Genomic DNA, 18,928 nt, shown 5'->3' on the forward strand with positions numbered 1-18,928 from the left:
CGCCGCGCACTCCCGGGTCCGGGGACGCGACAGGGCGGCAGCCGTGGTCGGCTGCCGCCCTGTCGGCGGTACGGGTGCTGGAGCGGTCAGACCGCCGCGGCGAACGGGCGGACCGACGCCTCGAGGTCGGCCGGAACCGTGTCGGGGATGCGCACGCCCTCGGCGAGGGCGATGCGATCGCTCACCTCGCGCAGGAGCGCCCACAGCGGGACGTCGAGGGCGTCGCAGACGGAGCTCAGGAGCTCGGAGGACGCCTCCTTCTGCCCGCGTTCGATCTCGGAGAGGTAGCCGAGCGACACACGAGCCGCGGCGGAGACCTCACGAAGAGTCTTGCTCTGGGCGAGACGGACGTCACGAAGCACGTCACCCAGCTCACGTCGAAGCAGAACCATGGCCCGTCCCTCCTTCGCACCTGCGTCCACGATGGTCAGCTGTGCGGCTCCGGGTGCCGCACCAGCCTGTCGATTACGGTACCCCGCGTGTGTGACGGGCGTGCGTCCGACGTGTGACGGTGTCCGCTTGCCGGACACCTGGCGGTTGCCCGCCCGCGCCGGCGGTGCCGGCAGATCCTGCACGTTCCTGATCTCATTCATCACTGGGTGCAACGCGTGGGGCGCCCTCCGTGTTCCCGACCTCCCCGACCGCGCCGCGCTCACCCGGCTCGAGCGCCGACAGCACCAGCGCGAGCGCCAGATCGCGAGCGGCGGACCGCACGGCGGCCCTGCCTCCACCCAGCACCACACGGCGGGTGACCACGTTCCCGTCGACGAGCGCGGCGACGACGACGGTCCCGGCCGCGACGCCGTCGCTGGGCCCGGGACCGGCGACGCCGGTCGTCGCGATCGCGACGTCGGCCCCCAGCAGCCGGGCCACCCCGGTCGCCATCGCGGCGGCGACCTCGCGGGAGACGACGCCGTGGGTCGTGACGACGTCGGGGGCCACCCCCAGCAGCGCGACCTTCACGTCCACCCGGTAGGCCGTGACGGAGCCGATCAGCACGGAGGAGGCCCCGGGCACGTCCACGACGGCGGCGCTGACCGCACCTCCGGTGAGGGACTCGGCGACGGCGAGGCCGCGCCCCTGCCGCCGCAGCGTCGCGACGAGACGCACGGCCGGAGTCATCGGGCCGACGTCATCGGGCCGCGTCGGTCACGACGCACGGGCCCCGCGCGCGATCCGCCAACCGCGGACGACGTAGTCCACGCCCGTGGCGACGGTGACGGCGAGCGCCAGATAGAGCACGACGAGCGCCAGCACCCGGAACGGGTCGGGATCGGCGAAGGAGGACCACGGCACGACGAGGAGGGTGATGGCGGTCATCTGGAGAACGGTCTTGATCTTCCCGCCGACCGACGCTGGCATGATGGAACGGCGGACCAGCAGGGCGCGCAGGACGGTGATCCCGATCTCGCGGACGGCGATCAGCAGGGTGACCCACCACGGGACCTCTCCGAGGGCGGACAGCGTGAAGAAGGCCCCGAGGGTGAGCGCCTTGTCGGCGATCGGGTCAGCCAGCGTGCCGAACGCGGTGACGAGGTTGCGGCTGCGAGCCAGGTGGCCGTCCAGCTGGTCGGTGACGGAGGCCAGCACGAACACGACGAGCGCCCACCAGCGGGCGGCGGTGGTTCCCTGCGCCAGCAGGACCACGAAGACCGGGACGAGAACGAGTCGACCGATGGTCAGGGAGTTGGGAAGATTCCACATCCCCGTCCGCCAGGACGACGCCGTGCTCTCGATTCCCGCCACGTCACCACACTAGAGGTCGGAGAGACGAACCCATGACATCGCGTGCCAACCGTGACCCTCGCTCCTCGGAGCCCCGGCGCCCCGGGAGGTTCACCGCCGGCATCGTCACGGTGCTGGCCTTCGCGGTTCTCGGCGTGCTGGGGGCGGCCGCCGCCACGGGCACGTTCTCCACCCCGCCCGCCCCGACGGCGAGCACGGAACCGAGCACACCGCCACCGTCGCCGGAGGAGCCCGAGCCGTCGGAGACCTCCCCCGCGCCGGAGCCGACCACCGACCCGCCGTCGCTCCCGGCGACCTTCACGATCCTCGCGGCGGGCGACGTCCTGCCTCACACCACGGTCCAGCGCAACGCGGAGACCGGTGACGGCGGCTGGGACTTCAGCCCGCTCTGGGAGCCGGTGACCCCGTGGGTGCAGGCGGCCGACCTCGCCCTGTGCCATCTCGAGGTGCCCGTCGCCCCCACGGGGACCGACCCCGTCGGCTACCCCGTCTTCGGCGCTCCGCCCGCGATCGTCGCCGACCTCGCCGACGGGGGCTGGGACGGCTGCTCGACCGCGTCCAACCACTCGGTCGACATGGGTCGGGCGGGGCTCGAGCAGACCCTCGACGCGCTCGACGCCGCCGGGATGGGTCACGTGGGGACCGCCCGCACCGAGGCGGAGGCGGCCCAGCCGCAGCTCTACCAGCTCGAGCGGGAGGGCCAGGTCGTCACCGTGGCCCACCTGTCCGCCACCTACGGCACGAACGGCCTCCCGATCCCGTCCGACGCCCCGTGGTCGGTGCAGCTGATCGACGTCGACCAGCTGAACGCACAGGCCGCGGCGGCCCGGGAGTCGGGTGCCGACCTCGTGCTCGCCTCCGTGCACTGCTGCGAGGAGTACACCGACACGCCCGTCCCCCGTCAGGTCGAGATCGCCCAGGACCTGGCCGCCGGCGGCCAGATCGACCTCCTGATCGGCAACCACTCGCACGTGCCGCAGCCGATGGAGATGCTCCCCGGGGGCCCCGGGGGCTCGGGGATGTGGGTCGCCTACTCGATGGGCAACTTCATCTCCAACCAGGACGAGAACTGCTGCCGGTCCCAGACCGGGACGGGGACGCTCATGTGGGCGACCGTGGAGAGGCCCCCCGAGGGACCGGCCCGCGTGACCGGCCTCGAGTGGACGGCCGTCCCGGGCGACCGCCTCGGCGCCCAGCGCATCTACGCGATGCCCGACCTGCTGACCGAGCGCGTCGACGCACCGTTGCTGACGCTGTCGCGGACCGAGCTCGAGCGTCGGCAGCAGCAGGTGCTCGACGTGATCGGCACCCAGGTGCCCGAGCGGACGGAGCCACCGGTGCCGACCGGTGCGGCGCCCGTCGTCGTCCCCCGCCCGCGCTGACGAGTCTGCGCTGACGAGTCCGCGCTGGCGAACCCGCGCCGACTCAGCGTCCGGTGAGGCTCCAGGCGTCCTCGGACTCCTCGTCGTCGTCGCCGTCCGCGTAGACCTGCGGCCGCGAGGCCAGGTCCTGCGCCACGAGGTCGACCGGCCCGGCGGAGGGGGCGGTTGTCGGGCCGGACGGACCCGACGGCGCCGCCGACCCGGCCGGCGCCTCCTCGCCGCGCAGCACCGCGAGCGTGCCCGGCAGCTCCTCGGGCGTGACCATGACGTCGCGCGCCTTGGAGCCCTCGGACGGGCCGACGATCTCGCGGGACTCCAGCAGGTCCATCAGACGTCCGGCCTTGGCGAAGCCGACCCGCAGCTTGCGCTGGAGCATGGAGGTCGAGCCGAACTGCGTCGTCACGACGAGCTCGGCCGCCTGCAGCAGGAGCTCGAGGTCGTCGCCGATGTCCTCGTCCACCTGCTTCTTGGTCGCCACGACGGCGACGTCCTCGCGGTAGGACGGCTTGAGCTGGCTCTTCACGTGCTCGACGACGGCGTGCACCTCGGACTCGGTGACCCACGCCCCCTGCACGCGCATCGGCTTGGCCGACCCCATCGGCAGGAAGAGCGCGTCGCCCTGGCCGATGAGCTTCTCGGCGCCGGGCTGGTCGAGCACGACGCGCGAGTCGGCGAGCGACGACGTCGCGAACGCCAGCCGGCTGGGGACGTTGGCCTTGATGAGACCCGTGACGACGTCGACCGACGGTCGCTGGGTCGCGAGCACGAGGTGGATGCCGGCCGCACGCGCGAGCTGCGTGATGCGCTGGATCGACGCCTCGACGTCGCGCGGGGCGACCATCATCAGGTCGGCCAGCTCGTCCACCACGACCAGCAGGTACGGGTACGGCGTGAGCACGCGCTCGCTGCCGGGCAGCGGCTTCAGCCGGCCCGACCGCACGGCCTTGTTGAAGTCGTCGATGTGCTTGAAGCCGAAGTTCGCGAGGTCGTCGTAGCGCGCGTCCATCTCCCGCACCACCCAGTCCAGCGCCTCGGCGGCCTTCTTGGGGTTGGTGATGATCGGGGTGATGAGGTGCGGGATGCCCTCGTACATCGTGAGCTCGACGCGCTTGGGGTCCACGAGGATCATGCGGACCTCCTCGGGCGTGGAGCGCATCATGATCGAGACGATCATCGAGTTGACGAAGCTCGACTTGCCCGCGCCCGTGGCACCGGCCACGAGCAGGTGCGGCATCTTGGCGAGGTTCGCGATGACGTAGCCGCCCTCGACGTCCTTGCCCACGCCCATCACCATCGGGTGCTCGTCGCGGTGCGCGACGGACGAGCGCAGCACGTCCCCCAGCACGACCGTCTCGCGGTCGGCGTTGGGGATCTCGATACCGATCGCGGACTTGCCGGGGATCGGCGAGAGGATGCGGACGTCGGCGCTGGCGACGGCGTAGGAGATGTTCTTGCTCAGTGCGGTGACGCGCTCGACCTTGGTGCCGGCGCCGAGCTCGACCTCGTACCGCGTGACCGTCGGACCGCGGGTGAAGCCCGTGACCTCGGCGTCGACGTCGAACTGGGTCAGCACGTCGGTGAGCGCCTCGACGACGCGGTCGTTCACTGCGCTGCGCTTCTTGTGCGGCGCCCCCTCCACCAGCACGTCCGCGGCGGGCAGCGTGTAGGTGAGCGACGGGTCGAGCATGAGCTGCTCTGCCCGCGGCGGCAGCACCTGCGTCGGCGGGGCCTGGAGCTCGAGCGGCTCGGTGATGGGGTCGGCGAGGTCGATGTCGACGACGTCGCCCGCCGCCGAGACCGGGGCGGCGGCCCGGCTGCGGGCGAGCGCGGCCGCCTCGGCCGCGTCCGTGCCGGCGGCAGGGACGGTGCGGCCCGGGCGCGAGCTTCGAGCCGGTCGGACCGGCTCGGGCTCGGGCAGCTCCTCGTGCAGGTCGGGGCGCACGAAGGCCTCGTCGGCGACGCGCTCGCCGATCGCGGGCCGCGCGCCGGACGGCTTGCGACCGCGCGCCCGACCCAGCGCCTGCGCGGGGAGGTCCTCGTCGTCGGGGTGCTCCTCGCCGTCGCGGGCCTCGTCATCGCGCTCCGGGTGGTGCCCGGCGATCTTGTCGCCGAGCGCACCGAGGCGCTCGGGGATGGCGCGCACCGGCGTCGCGGTCAGCACGAGGAGGCCGAAGAACGCCAGGATCACGAGCAGCGGGATCGTCACGACCTCGCTCAGCAGCGCTGAGACCGGGTTCGCCGCGACCCAACCGACGATGCCGCCGGCGCCGCGCAGCCCCGCCCAGCCGGCCCCGGGCTCGGGCAGACCGCCACCGACGGCGAAGAGTCCGCAGACCGCGAACGTGATGACCGACAGACCGATGGTGATGCGGCCGTTGGCGGGGCCGAGGTCGGGGTGGCGCATGAGGCGGACGGCCAGGGCGACGAGCAGCACGGGGATCACGACGGCGACACGTCCGACGGCGCCCGCGGCGACGACGTGGATGATGTCGGGGCCCGAGCCCGTGAGCGAGAACCACTCGCGTGCGCCGACCGCGATGGCCAGCGCGACGAGCAGCAGGGCGAGGCCGTCGCGACGGAGCGAGGGGTCGATCCCCTTGGCCCGGTGCCGACCGAACGGGCGGCACCGCCGAGGACGTGCGCGGTCCCGAGCCAGACGCCGCGGGCCATCCGGACCGGGAGCGCGGGGCGGGGCGGGGTGGCGGGGGCCTTGGAGCTGCCGCCCGAGCGTGAGCTGCCACCCTTGGTGCCGCCGGAGCTGCGTCCCGGGCTCGACTGGCCCGAGGCCGAGGTCTTCGCGGCCGGCTTGGTGCCGGTCGCCGTCGCGCGCGAGGTGGACGCCGTCCTGGCCTGACCGGCAGCCGTCGTCCGTGTCGCATCGGTCCGACCGGCTGCGCGCGCCGCCGAGGCCGTGCGTCCGGGGGACGCCTGCTTGCCTGCCATGTGGTTCTCCTCCTGGTGCGGTGCGGGGCGCCCTGTGCGGGCGCACTCCACGCGCCAACTCAACCACGCGGGTCAGCCCGCGCCCGGGACCGACACCCGCCCGACCCCTGCCCTCCGCCCGCCCACGGCCCGTACCTGCCCGGGAACGACCGACGGACCCCGCCTGCTGGCGGGGTCCGTCGGTCGTGCGGGCGGTCGGGGCTCAGGCCTCGACGACCACCGGGATGATCATCGGGCGACGACGCAGCCGCGTGGAGGCCCAGCGGCCCACGACCCGTCGCACGACCTGCTGCAGCTGGTGCGTGTCGGCGTTGCCGCCCCTGGCCGCCTCGGCGAGTGCCTGGGAGACCTGCGGGATGACGTCCTTGAGGGTGGCGTCGTTCTCCGCCAGGCCCCGGGTGTGCACCTGCGGGCCGGCGATGACCTGACCGGTCGTGGCGTCGACCACCGCGAAGACGGAGATGAAGCCCTCCTCCGAGAGGATGCGACGGTCCTTGAGGTCGTTCTCGCCGATCTCGCCGATGCTCGAGCCGTCGACGTAGACGTAGCCGCACGGGACCGCGCCGACGATGCGCGCACGCCCGTCGATGAGGTCGACGACCACGCCGTCCTCCGCGAGGATGACGCGCTCCGGCTCGACACCGGTCTTGACGGCGAGGGCACCGTTCGCGACCAGGTGGCGGATCTCGCCGTGCACCGGCATGACGTTCTTCGGCTTGATGATGTTGTAGCAGTACAGGAGCTCGCCGGCGCTGGCGTGACCGGAGACGTGCACCTTGGCGTTGCCGGAGTGCACGACCTTCGCGCCCAGGCGCATGAGGCCGTTGATCACGCGGAAGACCGCGTTCTCGTTGCCGGGGATGAGCGAGGAGGCCAGGACGATGGTGTCCCCCGGGCCGACCTCGACGCGGTGGTCGCGGTTGGCGATGCGCGACAGGGCGGCCATCGGCTCGCCCTGCGACCCGGTGCACATGAGCACCACGCGGTCGGCGGGCAGGTCGTCGATGCGCTTGACGTCCACGAGCACGCCCGGCGGCACCTTGAGGTAGCCCATCTCGGCGGCGATCGTCATGTTGCGCACCATCGAGCGGCCCACCAGGGCGACCTTGCGCTCGTTGGCCCAGGCGGCGTCGATCACCTGCTGCACACGGTGCACGTGCGAGGCGAAGCTCGCCACGACCAGGCGCCCGGAGGCGTTCGCGAAGACCTGGTCCAGGACCGGGCCGATCTCGGCCTCCGCCGTCGTGAAGCCCGGGACCTCCGCGTTGGTCGAGTCGGGCATGAACAGGTCCACGCCCTTCTCGCCGAGGCGGGCGAAGGCGCGCAGGTCGGTGATGCGGCCGTCGAGCGGCAGCTGGTCCATCTTGAAGTCACCCGTGTGGAGCACGGTGCCGGCGCCGGTGGTGACGGCCACGGCGAGCGCGTCCGGGATGGAGTGGTTGACCGCGATGAACTCGAGGTCGAACGGACCGAGCTTCGCGGTCTCGCCCTCGGCGACCTGGCGCAGCACCGGCGTGATGCGGTGCTCCTTGAGCTTGGCGCTGATGAACGCGAGCGTGAGCTTCGATCCGATCAGCGGGATGTCCTTGCGCAGCCGGAGCAGGTAGGGGACGGCCCCGATGTGGTCCTCGTGGCCGTGCGTCAGCACGACGGCCTCGACGTCGTCGAGACGGTCGGCGATCGAGGAGAAGTCCGGGAGGATCAGGTCGACGCCGGGCTGGTGGTCCTCGGGGAACAGGACACCGCAGTCGATGATGAGCAGGCGGCCGCCGTACTCGAGCACGGCCATGTTGCGGCCGACCTCGCCGAGACCGCCGAGCGCGACGACGCGCAGGGCGCCCTCGGGCAGCGGACCGGGCAGGGGCAGGTCGGGATGCGGGTGGGACATGGAGTTCCTTCCTTCGGCTGACCCGTGGGTCAGGGTGTCGCGGGCTGGGCCGCGAGGATGCCGAGGGCGCGCAGCCGCTCGGCAAGGTCTGTGAGCTCGTCGGCGTCGGCCTCGACGAGCGGGGATCGCACGCTGCGGTGCGGGATGGTGCCGAGCAGCTCGAGGGTCGCCTTCGCGTAGACGGCACCCTGGCCGCCTCCCATGATCGCGTCGCACACGGGGGCGAGCTCGACGGCGAGGTCCTGCGCCCGGCGCAGGTCGCCCGCGCCGATCCGCTCGACCATCTCGGCGTAGGCGCCGGCCACGACGTGACCGACGACGCTCACGACGCCGACGGCGCCGTGGGTGAGCCACGCGAGGTTGAGGTTGTCGTCGCCCGAGTAGAAGGCGAGTCCGGTCCGGCGCATCCGGGCGAAGCCGGTGGGGACGTCGCCCGTGGCGTCCTTGACCGCCAGCACGCGGTCGTGCGCGGCGAGCCTGTCGAGGACGTCGTCACCGATCGCGACGCCGGTGCGGCCGGGGATGTCGTACAGCATGACCGGCAGGTCGGCCGCCTCGACGACGCGGTGGATGTGGCGGTACACGCCCTCCTGGGAGGGACGGTTGTAGTACGGGGCGACGACGAGGAGTCCGTGCGCCCCGGTGCGCTCGGCCCCTGCGCGATGCGGACGGCGTGCTCGGTGTCGTTCGAGCCGGCGCCGGCGATGATGCGGGCCCGGTCCCCCACCGCGTCGACGACGGCGCGCACGAGCGCGTCCTTCTCCGGCTGGTGCGTGGTCGGCGACTCCCCCGTCGTGCCGTTGAGCACGAGACCGTTCGCTCCGTCGTCCACGAGACGGGTCGCCAGGGCGCAGGCCGAGTCGACGTCGATGCTGCCGTCGGGGTGCATCGGGGTCACCATCGCCACGAGGACGGAGCCGAACTCCTCCAGCGCGCGCGCGTTGCGGGTGCTCATGGGACGAACCTACCGCTCGGACGGCCCACGCCCGATTCCGCGTCGGCTCCCCGACCCCGTGCGACGGCCGTCACGAGGCGTCCGGTGCGTACGCGGACCGCACGCCGAGGTGCTCCTCGAGCGTGAGCCCCGACGTCACGAGCCGGGTCGCGAGCTCCACCCCGAGGTGGCGCAGGTGCCACGGCTCGTGGACGTAGCCCGTGACGGCCTCCTTGCCCTCCGGGTAGCGGACCACGAAGCCGAACCGGTGGGCGTTGGCGGCGACCCACAGCGCCTCGGGCGTGCCGTCGAAGGAGCGGGAGGCGTCGTTGACGTCGAGCGAGAGCCCGCTCTGGTGCTCCGAGTACCCGGGGCGCGAGGAGAACCGGTCCGCGGCGTTGCGCCCGTGCAGGGCCGCCCAGCCGTCGTAGGTGACGAGCTGGTCGCCGTAGCTGCGGTAGCCGGAGTGGACGAAGAGGCGCAGCCCGGCCTCCGCCGCGGCGGTGGCCGCCATGGCGTCGAAGGCGGCGGCGACCTCGGGTAGCAGGCCCGGGTCGTAGCCGTCCGGGAGCGGGATCGCCTTGTTCACGATCGGGACGCCGTCGATCGACGTCGGGGCGTCGGGGCTGGTGACGACCTCGGGGTGCGCGGCGGTGGCGGTCTCGAGCGACGCCCGGAGCACCGCGAGGCCCGCGAGGTCCGTCGGGGCGGTCCCGTCGGTCGCGGCCGCGGCCGCAGCGACCGCCGAGCGCAGGTCGTCGAGCTGGGCGGGGTCGGCGGCGATCGGCTCCCACTGCGCCAGGCGCGACCGGGCGGGGGCGAGCGCGTCCGTGACCGCCTGGGTGGCGACCGTCGTCCGGGCCGTCCGTACGTCCTCGACGGCGCCCGCGACGGCGGCGGTCGAGGCCTGCACGTCCGTGACGCTCGGCGTGGTCGAGACCGGGGCGTCGACGCGCACGTTCTCCACCGTCTCCGGGCGCGTGGCCACGGTGATCGGCGTGTCCAGCTGCGCCTGGGCGTCGGCGAGCGCGAGCGTCAGCGCGTCGATCGGGACGGCGTCGAGACCCGCGTTGGCCAGACCGCGCGCGTCCTCGGGGGTGTCGACGGCGTCGAGGTCGGTGCCCGCCAGCACCGCACCGCCGTCGTCGGCGGCCGTGCGCAGCTCGCCCAGGGCGGCGTCGAGGTCGCTGCGCAGCCCCGCCTCCGCCGTCGCGGCGTCGCTGCGGGCCGTCTCCACGCGCTCCGCGCGGGCGGCGCGCTCAGTCACGTACGCGGCCGTCCCTCCGCCGATCAGCGCGAGCACGAGGGCGACGGCGACGGTCCGGCGTCGGCGCACGATGCGGCGACGCGACGGGCGCGGGGGAGGGTGCGCGGAGACGTCAGGGTCGAGCTCACCTGGGCCTCCTCGACGGCGTGCGGGGCGGGCGGAGGACACCGCCGACGGACGAGATTACCGCGAATGTCACGATCAGGTCACGGCGAGGTGCACGGCCCCCGCCGTCGTGCCTCAGAATGGTCGCCATGACCTCGCCCCTCGTCGCCGACGTCGCCGTGCGGCCCGCCACCGCCGACGACGCCGCCACCATCACCGCCGTCCAGCTGGCGGCGTGGCGCGAGCGGCTCGGACCGGTCGCCGTCGAGTCGCTCGACGAGGCCGCCGTGCTCGCCACCTGGGCCGCGGCGATCTCGTCCCCGCCCGACCGCCGCGGTCGCGTGCTCGTGGCGACGGCGGGTCCCCGGACCGTGGGCTTCGCGGCGGCCGCGCCGTCAGCCGCCTCGCTCGCCGGCACGGCGCAGGACGGAACCGACGACGGCGACGGCGGCTGGACCGCCGAGCTCGTCGCCCTCGAGGTCGCCGCCCCGGACCGGCGCCAGGGCCACGGATCGCGCCTGCTCGCGGCCGTCGTCGACCTGGCCCGCGAGCGCGGCGCCCACCACGTGGGCGCCTGGTGCCTGCGCGAGGACGGCGAGCGCTCGACGTTCCTCACCTCGGCCGGCCTCGCCGAGGCCGGCGTGCGTCGCGTGCTCGCGACCCCGGCCGGCGAGGTCGAGGAGTTCCTCCTCACCGGGGCCCTCGGGCCCCGGGAGCCGGCGCCGGGCGGCGACGCCCACGCGGGCCACACCCACTGACCTCTTCCGTTCCCCATCGCCAGCCCTCGAGGAACCTCTGTGACCAGCACCTCCCCCACCCCCGCGCCCGGAACCGAGCAGAGCGTGCGGGTGAGCGCCTTCTCGAACTTCATCTTCGCCTCGCGCTGGCTGCAGGCCCCGCTCTACGCCGGCCTGATCGTCGCGCAGGTCTTCTACGTCTGGCAGTTCATCAAGGAGCTCGTCGCTCTCTCCCAGTACACGATCCTCGGCAACGAGCACGCGGTCCACAACATGGAGGGGTTCTCCGCCGAGGCCACGACCATGCTGCTCGTGCTGGGCCTGGTCGACGTCGTGATGATCTCCAACCTGCTGATCATGGTGATCATCGGCGGGTACGAGACGTTCGTCTCGCGCATGCGGCTGGACGGCCACCCCGACCAGCCCGAGTGGCTGAGCCACGTCAACGCCAACGTCCTGAAGACCAAGCTCGCCATGAGCATCATCGGGATCTCGTCGATCCACCTGCTGCGCACCTTCATCGAGTCCGGCTACGGCCACGTCTCCGGCGAGGTCATGATGTGGCAGACCTTCATCCACCTGGCCTTCGTCGCCTCGGCCCTGGCGCTGGCGTGGATCGACCGGATGACGCTCAGCCCCAGGCAGCGGTCCGCGAACGCCGAGCGCGGCGACGAGGGCGTGTCCTACCGGAGCGATGACGCCGCCCACTGACGGCTAGCGGGCCCGGCGCTCCCCGCGTTCGAGCCGCACGGACGTCCGCAGCGCCTCGCGCGCCCGACGGCGGTCGCCGGCGGCGTCGTAGGCCCACCCCAGCCGGTACCAGGCGCGCCAGCTCTCCGGCTCGGCCTCGACGGCCTCGCGCGCGGGCTCGAAGCGGTCCGCCGCGACCGTGCGGTCGATCCGGCCGCCGGGGCTGCGCGGCAGGTCGTCGACCTCGAGCGCGCCCTCGTCCGCGAGCAGGCCGGTGAGGCGGTCGACGGCCCGCGCCTGGCGGACCTCGTGGACGATGAACCAGACCGTCATCAGCGGGATGACGGCGACGGCGGCGCCCAGGGCGATCCCGACCGGCTCGCCGGAGCGGAGCAGCAGCAGCCCGCGCTCCCCCACAGCCACGACGTAGAGACCGAGCAGGACGATGAGCGCGATCGCCGCCCACAGCGAGCGTCGCGCGAGCGAGGGCCTCACAGGCCCAGGAACGTCTCGAGCCCGACAGACAGGCCGGGGTGCGCCACGACCTCGCGGACGGCGAGCAGGACGCCGGGCATGAAGCTGGCGCGGTCGAACGAGTCGGTGCGGATCGTCAGGAGCTCGCCCGGGTTGGACAGGAAGATCTGCTCGTGCGCCACGAGACCCTCGAGCCGGAGCGAGTGCACGTTCACGCCGTCGACGTCGGCGCCGCGGGCGCCGGGGAGGGCGGTCGAGGTCGCGTCGGCCATGGTGCCCAGGCCCGCGCCGGTGCGGGCGGCGGCGATGCCCTGTGCGGTGTGCACGGCCGTGCCGGACGGCGCGTCGAGCTTGCGCGGGTGGTGCATCTCGACCACCTCGGCCGAGGCGAAGTAGCGCGCGGCGACGGCGGCGAACCGCATCGCCAGCACCGCCGACAGCGCGAAGTTGGGGGCGATCAGCACGCCGACGTCGGGGCGCGTGGACGCGTGGGCGCGGACGCGATCGAGCGCGGCGGCGTCCCAGCCGGTGGTCCCGACGACGGCGTGCACGCCGGCGTCCAGCAGCGCGTGGACGTTGGCCTCCGTCGCCTGCGGGACGGTGAAGTCGATCGCGACGTCGGCCACCCCCGCGAGCCCGGCGACGTCGCCGTCGGCCTCGAGCTCGGCGACGAGCTCCAGGTCCGACGCCGCGTGGACCGCCGCGACCGTCGTGCTGCCCATACGTCCTGCCGCGCCCAGCACGGCCACCCTGATGCTCACCCGTCCACCCTAACCAGCGGCGAGGGTCAGCCTCGCCCGAGGCAGGCGCCCCCGTTGACCTGGAGGATCTGGCCGGTGGTCCAGGCCGCGCCCGGGCCCGCCAGGTACGCGGCGGCGTCGGCCACCTCCGACGGCAGCCCGGCGCGGCCGAGCAGGGTCGGGCGCACGCGCTGGTCGACGGCGGCGTCGGTCAGCCGGCCCTCCCAGAATCCCGTGTCGGGCACGAAGCCGGGGGCGAGCGCGTTCACGGTGATCCCCTCGGGTCCGAGCTCGGCGGCCAGGCCGAGGGTGAGCGAGGAGATCGCACCCTTCATGGCGCCGTAGGTGCCACCGCCGCGCACGCCGGCGATCGAGCTCATCGTGACGACCCGGGCCCCCGGCCGACGCAGGTGCGGCCGGAACGCCTCGATCGTCAGGACGGCCGTGAGCACGTTGAGCGTGAACAGGTCGGTCGTCAGGCTCGCCGTCTCGGCGAGGTCGGCCCCGGCCCGGGTGGAGCCGCCGCCGGCGTTGGCGACCAGCACGTCGATCGGGCCGCCGGCGGACACGGTCGCGACCAGGATCTCGACCGCGGACGCGTCGGCGAGGTCGCAGGCGTAGGTCGTCACGGCGTCGCGCCCGACCTCGGTGTTGATCCGCCCGGCCGTCTCCACGAGCACGTCGGCGCGGCGGCCGACGATGACGACGTCGTCGCCGTCGGCCGCGAAGCGCTGGGCGATCGCGGCCCCCAGGCCGGTGCCTCCCCCGGTGACGACGGTGCGGCGCGGGGGTGCGGCGGGGGCGGGCATGACGACCTCCAGGGGTGACGTGACGTGGGGCGGTGCCGCGGGTCCGGGGACCTCAGGCGATGCGGGCGAGCATCTCGCCGGCACGATCGGACGTGAACGGTCCGACGACGACGAGCGAGCGGGGCCGGGCCAGCAGGTCGGCGGCCAGCTCGGCCACCTCCTCGGCCGTCACGGCGCGCAGCGCGGCGAGCGTCTCCTCCATCGTCCAGAGCTCGCCGAGCGAGATCTCGGAACGCGTGAGACGGGCCATCCGGGAGCCGGTGTCCTCGAGCCCGAGCACGAGCGAGCCGCGCAGCTGCCCGACGGCGCGGCGAAGCTCGTCGGCCGTGATGCCGTCGGCGGCCAGGGCGCGCCACTGCGCGTCCATGACCTCGACGACCTCGTCGACCTTGCCGGGGGTGCAACCCGCATACAGGCCGAAGAGCCCCGCCTCGGTGTAGCCGGCGGAGAAGGAGTAGGTGGAGTAGGCCAGACCGCGGCGCTCACGGATCTCCTGGAACAACCGGGAGGACATCCCGCCGCCCAGGACCGCGTTCAGCACGGACATGGCGAACCGTCGGGGTCGCCCGCCTGCAGCGCGCGGCCGCCGAGCAGGATGTTCGCCTGCTCGGTGGGACGGTTGATCGTGGTGGCCGAGCCCGGGGCGTCGGCGAAGGTGGCGCCGGTGCGGCGCGCGACGGGGCGTGCGGCGTCGTCGAGCTCCCAGCCGCCGAGCGCGGCACCGGTGAGCACGAGGTCGCACAGCTCGTCGTGGTCGACCCCTCCCGCGGCGGTGACCACGAGCTCGGACGGCCCGTAGGTGCGGCGGTAGTGCTCCCAGACCGCGTCGCGCGGCACGGACCGGATCGTCTCGGGGGTGCCGCCGATCGGGCGGCCGAGCTCGTGCTGCGCGAACACGGCGCCGGTGAAGGCCTCGTGCGCGACGTCGCCCGGGTCGTCGTCGGTCATGGCGAGCTCCTCGAGGATCACGCCGCGCTCGAGCTCGAAGTCGTCGGTCTCGAGCGTCGCGGACGTCACCATGTCGAGCAGGACGTCCATGGCCATGGCGCGGTTGTCGTCGAGCACGCGCGCGTAGTAGGAGGTGCTCTCCTTGCCGGTGGCGGCGTTGGCCTCGCCACCGACCTCGTCGAACGCCTCGGCGATCGCGAGCGCGTCGCGGCGCTGCGTGCCCTTGAAGAGGAGGTGCTCGAGGAAGTGCGTCGAGCCGTGGTGTCCGTCGCTCTCGTCACGGGAGCCGACGGCCACCGTGGCCGAGAGGGAGACCGAGCGCGAGGCGGGCGACGCCTCGGTCAGCACCCGGATACCGCCGGGCAGGACGCTGCGTCGCAGCAGCGCCCCGCCCGGCAGGGTGGCCTCGAGCTCCGAGCCCGGTGCGCCGAGCTCCAGAGGTCGAGGCACGGCTCAGGCCTCCGAGCCTTCGGAGGCGGAGGAGTCCGCCTCCTCGTCGATCACCGCGTGCAGCGAGAGCTTGCCGCGCGGGTCGATCTCGGCGAGCTCGACCTGGACCTTCTGGCCGATGCCGAGGACGTCCTCGACGTTCTCCACGCGCTTGCCACCGACGAGGCGACGGATCTGGCTGATGTGCAGCAGACCGTCCTTGCCGGGCGAGAGCGAGATGAACGCGCCGAAGGTCGTCGTCTTCACCACGGTGCCGACGAAACGCTCGCCGATCTCGGGCATGTGCGGGTTCGCGATCGCGTTGATCGCCGCCCGCGCGGCCTCGGCGGACGGGCCGTCCGTCGCGCCGATGAACACGGTGCCGTCATCCTCGATGGAGATGTCGGCGCCGGTGTCCGCCTGGATCTGGTTGATCATCTTGCCCTTCGGCCCGATGACCTCGCCGATCTTGTCGACCGGGACCTGCACCGTGATCACACGGGGCGCGGTCGCGGCCATCTCGTCGGGCGTGTCGATGGCCTCGGCCATGACGTCGAGGATCGCGAGGCGAGCCTCCTTCGCCTGGGAGAGCGCACCGGCGAGCACCGAGGCGGGGATGCCGTCGAGCTTGGTGTCCAGCTGGATGGCCGTGACGAACTCGCGGGTACCGGCGACCTTGAAGTCCATGTCGCCGAACGCGTCCTCGGCGCCGAGGATGTCGGTGAGCGCCGCGTAGCGGGTCTCACCGTCGATGCTCTCGGACACCAGGCCCATGGCGATGCCGGCGACGGCGGCGCGCAGCGGCACCCCGGCGTTCAGCAGCGACAGGGTCGAGGCGCAGACGGAACCCATCGACGTCGAGCCGTTGGAGCTCAGCGCCTCGGAGACCTGACGGATCGCGTAGGGGAACTCCTCGCGGCCCGGGAGCACCGGCATGATCGCGCGCTCGGCGAGCGCGCCGTGGCCGATCTCGCGACGCTTGGGGCTGCCGACGCGGCCCGTCTCGCCCGTGGAGTAGGGCGGGAAGTTGTAGTTGTGCATGTAGCGCTTGCGCGAGACGGGCGACAGCGTGTCGAGCTGCTGCTCCATCTTGAGCATGTTCAGCGTGGTGACACCCATGATCTGGGTCTCGCCGCGCTCGAAGATCGCCGAGCCGTGGACGCGGGGCAGGACCTCGACCTCGGCGGACAGCGGACGGATGTCGCGCAGGCCACGGCCGTCGATGCGGAAGCTGTCCGTGAGGATGCGGCGACGGATCGCGGCCTTCGTCAGGGCGCGGTACGCGGCGTTCAGCTCCTTCTCGCGGCCGTCGAACCCGGCCTGGAGGGCGCCGATGCCGGCGTCGCGGACCTCGTCGAGGCGGGCCTCGCGGGTCGCCTTGTCGGCGATCTGCAGGGCGCTCTCGAGGTCCTCGCTCACCTGGGCGGACAGGGCCTCGAACGCGTCGGGCTGGTAGTCCGGGAACAGCGGGAAGGAACGGATCTCCTTGGCCGCCTGCGAGGCGAGGGAGACCTGGGCCTCGGCGAGGGCGCGGATGAACGGCTTGGAGGCCTCGAGGCCGGCGGCCACGACGTCCTCGGTCGGCGCCTGCTGGCCCTGGTTGTGGATGAGGTCCCAGGCGGCCTCGGACGCCTCGGCCTCGATCATCGCGATGGCGACGTCGGTGCCCTCGGGGGTCTCGACGACGCGGCCCGCCACGACCATCTCGAAGACGGCCTTGGCCGACTCGGAGTAGCGCGGGAAGGCGACCCACTGGCCGTCGATGAGGGAGACGCGGACGGCGCCGACCGGGCCGGAGAACGGCAGGCCGGAGATCTGCGTGGACGCGGAGGCGGCGTTGATCGCCAGCACGTCGTAGGCGTCGTCGGGGTGGATCGCGAGGACGGTCTCGACGACCTGGACCTCGTTGCGCAGGCCCTTGACGAACAGCGGGCGCAGCGGGCGGTCGATCAGGCGGCAGGCCAGGATCGCCTCGGTCGAGGGGCGGCCCTCGCGACGGAAGAACGAGCCGGGGATCTTGCCGGCCGCGTACTGGCGCTCCTCGACGTCCACCGTGAGGGGGAAGAAGTCGAAGCCCTCACGGGGGTGCTTGCCGGCCGTCGTCGTGGACAGCACGACGGTGTCCTCGTCGAGCGTGGTCAGGACGGCGCCGCCGGCCTGCTTGGCCAGGCGGCCGGTCTCGAAGCGGATGGTGCGGGTGCCGAAGCGACCGTTGTCGATCGTGGCCTCGGCGAACGTGATCTCGGGACCCTCCACGGGTGCCCTCCTTCGTGGTTCGCGCGCCGCCCGACGACTGTCTTCGATCGAGGCTCACGCTCCGTCGCCCCGCGAGGGGCTGGAGGCGGGGGCCACTACCGAGGACCGACGGCGGTGCCGGCGCTGGTGATGTGACTGGTGTGTGGTGCTGGTGCTGCGGCCGGTCCCCCGGCCGCGGTCGTGCATGCGCGTCCGGCCCGGACCCTGACGGGCCCGGGCCGGAGCGGCGGGTGCTAGCGGCGCAGACCGAGGCGCTCGATGATCGAGCGGTAGCGCTCGATCTCGACCTTCTGCAGGTAGCCCAGGAGGCGACGACGCTGGCCGACCAGGAGCATGAGGCCCCGACGGCTGTGGTGGTCGTGCTTGTGGGTCTTGAGGTGCTCGGTCAGGTCCTTGATGCGCTGCGAGAGCATCGCGATCTGGACCTCCGGCGAACCGGTGTCACCCTCGGTGGTGGCGTACTCGGCGATGATCGACTGCTTGACGGCTGCATCGAGAGGCATGGTTCTCCAGGTGGTGTCGTTGCGCGGCGCACCGGGGCTGGTTCACCCGGGCAGAAGAGATCCGCGGCCGTTCTGACGGCGCGTCCACCCTACACCACGCCCGAGGTCACGCCCCGGGTGTCGGCCCCGTGACCCCGAGCACCTCGAGGGCCTGCGCGCAGTCGGCGTGCATCTGCACGACGAGCGCGTCGACGTCGTCGAACCGCCAGGTCGGGCGGAGCATCGAGACGAACACGACCACGACCTCCTCGCCGTACAGGTCGAGGTCCGTGCGACCGATGACGTGGGCCTCCACGCGCCGCGCGAGGCCGTCGAACGTCGGGTTGGTCCCCACCGACACGGCCGCGGGCAGTCGCGTCCCGTCGTCGCGCACGAGCCAGCCGGCGTAGACGCCGTCCGCGGGCACCGCGCCCGACGAGGCGGGATCGAGGTTCGCCGTGGGGAAGCCGAGCAGGCGTCCACGGGCGTCGCCGTGGACGACGGCGCCGCGCATCGTGTGGCAGCGGCCGAGCACGCCGGCGAGCTCGTCCACCCGTCCCGCCTCGAGGAGCTCGCGCGCCCATGTCGAGGACCAGCGCCGCTCGTCGGTGGAGGCGACGTCGTCGAGCACCTGCACCTCGAAGCCGTGGAGGCGGCCGAGCTCGGCCATCGTCTCGCGGTCCCCCGAGTTGCCGGCACCGAAGCGCACGTCGTGGCCTACCACGACCAGGACTGGTCGGAGGGTGTCCACGAGGTAGCGGCGGACGAACTGCTCGGGCGACTGGGCCGCGAAGTCGGCCGTGTAGCCGACCACGAGCACGGCGTCGATGCCGGCCTGCTCGATCAGCTCGAGCTTGTCGGCCAGGCCGGTCAGCTGCACGGGGGCGTCACCGGGGCGGTGGACGGCGGCGGGGTGCGGGTCGAAGGTCATCGCGACGGCGATGGCGCCGCGCGCGCGGGCCTGCTCCACGACGTGCCCGAGCACCTCGGCGTGACCGCGGTGGACGCCGTCGAAGTTCCCGATCGTCACCACGCTCGGACCGGTGCCGGTCGGCACACGTCCCAGTCCGTCCCAGACCTCCACGCCACACTCCTGTT

At 73.2% G+C, this 18,928-nt stretch carries 16 protein-coding genes and 2 pseudogenes; 4 read left to right on the plus strand and 14 right to left on the minus strand.

Translation table 11 applies throughout. From position 1 onward, the window contains the following. Positions 1-86: 86 nt before the first annotated feature. The 3 genes from C8046_RS04605 to pgsA all read right to left on the minus strand — a co-directional run bounded on the left by C8046_RS04605 (position 87) and on the right by pgsA (position 1,746). Positions 87-392, minus strand: coding sequence for a helix-turn-helix domain-containing protein (locus tag C8046_RS04605; protein ID WP_109228443.1), 306 nt, complete (start codon positions 390-392; stop codon positions 87-89). A 193-nt stretch (positions 393-585) separates the two neighbouring features. Continuing rightward, complete coding sequence (locus C8046_RS04610) at positions 586-1,122, minus strand: CinA family protein (RefSeq protein WP_109228444.1); 537 nt, start codon at positions 1,120-1,122, stop codon at positions 586-588. 27 nt (positions 1,123-1,149) lie between these two features. Beyond that, positions 1,150-1,746 (minus strand): CDP-diacylglycerol--glycerol-3-phosphate 3-phosphatidyltransferase, encoded by a 597-nt coding sequence (pgsA, locus tag C8046_RS04615; RefSeq protein WP_235866108.1) that lies wholly within the window; start codon positions 1,744-1,746, stop codon positions 1,150-1,152. A 32-nt stretch (positions 1,747-1,778) separates the two neighbouring features. Here pgsA and C8046_RS04620 point away from each other — a divergent pair, with 32 nt between their 5' ends. Beyond that, a complete protein-coding gene (locus C8046_RS04620; protein ID WP_109228446.1) occupies positions 1,779-3,128 on the plus strand; it encodes a CapA family protein in 1,350 nt (449 codons plus the stop codon). Positions 3,129-3,171: 43 nt separating this feature from the next. Here the strand turns inward: C8046_RS04620 and C8046_RS04625 are convergent, their stop codons facing one another. Further along, complete coding sequence (locus C8046_RS04625) at positions 3,172-5,571, minus strand: DNA translocase FtsK (protein WP_419183545.1); 2,400 nt, start codon at positions 5,569-5,571, stop codon at positions 3,172-3,174. 267 nt (positions 5,572-5,838) lie between these two features. On the opposite strand from C8046_RS04625, the gene C8046_RS19145 reads away from it, so the two are divergent. Beyond that, positions 5,839-5,982, plus strand: a complete 144-nt coding sequence (locus C8046_RS19145; protein WP_235866491.1) for a hypothetical protein — start codon at positions 5,839-5,841, stop codon at positions 5,980-5,982. Between the two features lie 291 nt (positions 5,983-6,273). On the opposite strand, the gene C8046_RS04630 is transcribed toward C8046_RS19145, so the two are convergent. The 3 genes and pseudogenes from C8046_RS04630 to C8046_RS04640 form a co-directional block, all read right to left on the minus strand. Next, positions 6,274-7,959 carry a ribonuclease J gene (locus C8046_RS04630; protein ID WP_109228447.1) on the minus strand — a complete coding sequence of 562 codons (1,686 nt, stop codon included), beginning with the start codon at positions 7,957-7,959 and terminating at the stop codon, positions 6,274-6,276. 29 nt (positions 7,960-7,988) lie between these two features. After that, positions 7,989-8,914: pseudogene (gene dapA / locus C8046_RS20180) on the minus strand (4-hydroxy-tetrahydrodipicolinate synthase). Positions 8,915-8,984: 70 nt separating this feature from the next. Further along, the gene (locus C8046_RS04640) at positions 8,985-10,229 is read right to left on the minus strand and encodes a M15 family metallopeptidase (RefSeq protein ID WP_109228448.1); all 1,245 of its coding nucleotides are present in this window, start codon (positions 10,227-10,229) and stop codon (positions 8,985-8,987) included. A gap of 185 nt (positions 10,230-10,414) precedes the next feature. On the opposite strand from C8046_RS04640, the gene C8046_RS04645 reads away from it, so the two are divergent. Both C8046_RS04645 and C8046_RS04650 read left to right on the plus strand, forming a co-directional pair. Then, positions 10,415-11,023 (plus strand): GNAT family N-acetyltransferase, encoded by a 609-nt coding sequence (locus C8046_RS04645; RefSeq protein ID WP_109230744.1) that lies wholly within the window; start codon positions 10,415-10,417, stop codon positions 11,021-11,023. A gap of 39 nt (positions 11,024-11,062) precedes the next feature. After that, complete coding sequence (locus C8046_RS04650; protein ID WP_199224390.1) at positions 11,063-11,713, plus strand: TIGR00645 family protein; 651 nt, start codon at positions 11,063-11,065, stop codon at positions 11,711-11,713. 3 nt (positions 11,714-11,716) lie between these two features. Here C8046_RS04650 and C8046_RS04655 read toward each other — a convergent pair whose 3' ends face one another. The 7 genes and pseudogenes from C8046_RS04655 to C8046_RS04685 all read right to left on the minus strand — a co-directional run bounded on the left by C8046_RS04655 (position 11,717) and on the right by C8046_RS04685 (position 18,914). Beyond that, entirely contained in the window at positions 11,717-12,187 is a 471-nt protein-coding gene (locus tag C8046_RS04655) for a tetratricopeptide repeat protein (protein ID WP_199224391.1), read from the minus strand. After that, entirely contained in the window at positions 12,184-12,927 is a 744-nt protein-coding gene (dapB, locus tag C8046_RS04660; protein ID WP_109228449.1) for a 4-hydroxy-tetrahydrodipicolinate reductase, read from the minus strand. The genes C8046_RS04655 and dapB overlap by 4 nt, the downstream gene beginning before the upstream one ends. A gap of 26 nt (positions 12,928-12,953) precedes the next feature. Then, positions 12,954-13,715: an SDR family NAD(P)-dependent oxidoreductase gene (locus C8046_RS04665; RefSeq protein ID WP_109228450.1), complete on the minus strand. Its 762-nt coding sequence runs from the start codon at positions 13,713-13,715 to the stop codon at positions 12,954-12,956. 52 nt (positions 13,716-13,767) lie between these two features. Continuing rightward, a pseudogene (locus C8046_RS04670) lies at positions 13,768-15,113 on the minus strand (M16 family metallopeptidase). A gap of 3 nt (positions 15,114-15,116) precedes the next feature. After that, positions 15,117-17,348 (minus strand): polyribonucleotide nucleotidyltransferase, encoded by a 2,232-nt coding sequence (locus C8046_RS04675; protein ID WP_109228451.1) that lies wholly within the window; start codon positions 17,346-17,348, stop codon positions 15,117-15,119. A 233-nt stretch (positions 17,349-17,581) separates the two neighbouring features. Continuing rightward, entirely contained in the window at positions 17,582-17,851 is a 270-nt protein-coding gene (gene rpsO / locus C8046_RS04680; protein WP_109228452.1) for a 30S ribosomal protein S15, read from the minus strand. A gap of 106 nt (positions 17,852-17,957) precedes the next feature. Continuing rightward, the gene (locus tag C8046_RS04685; protein ID WP_109228453.1) at positions 17,958-18,914 is read right to left on the minus strand and encodes a bifunctional riboflavin kinase/FAD synthetase; all 957 of its coding nucleotides are present in this window, start codon (positions 18,912-18,914) and stop codon (positions 17,958-17,960) included. Between the last annotated feature and the right edge of the window lie 14 nt (positions 18,915-18,928).

Source organism: Serinibacter arcticus (genome assembly GCF_003121705.1).
Taxonomy (GTDB): Bacteria; Actinomycetota; Actinomycetes; order Actinomycetales; family Beutenbergiaceae; genus Litorihabitans.